Here is a 371-nt window from a genome sequence, read left to right as displayed (position 1 = left end):
GTAGGAGCTGCGCATGCCGCCGCTGGTGGGGAAGATGCGTTCCTTCAGAAGGGTGCTGATCTTCTTGCCGGTGATCTTTTCCACCATCATCCCGGCGACGACGTAGTTGGTGTTGTTGTAGTCGTGCTCAGCACCCGGCTTGGTGTCCCACTCGAGCTTTCGCGCCGATTTAACGAGTTCCTCAGGAGTGTGTTTTTTGCTAGTGACCTTCAGGGCGGCGTCGCTGTCACCAGGGTCGTCAATGAAGCTCGCCATGTATTCGGGGATGCCGCTGGTGTGGCTGAGGAGTTGTTTGAGGGTGACTTTGCCGTAGTCGCCGGGGAGTAGCCCGGGGAGGACTGATTCGACGGTGGTGTCCAGCTTCCATCGGC

1 protein-coding gene is annotated in these 371 nt (G+C 58.8%); it reads right to left on the bottom strand.

What is annotated here, in order from left to right:
• A partial coding sequence (locus tag KEM60_RS14740) for a serine hydrolase (protein ID WP_219108584.1) occupies positions 1 to 371 on the bottom strand: 371 nt, incomplete at both ends.

It is taken from the genome of Austwickia sp. TVS 96-490-7B (genome assembly GCF_019331795.1).
Classification (GTDB): Bacteria; Actinomycetota; Actinomycetes; order Actinomycetales; family Dermatophilaceae; genus Austwickia.
This window is presented reverse-complemented; position numbering and strand designations above follow the sequence as displayed.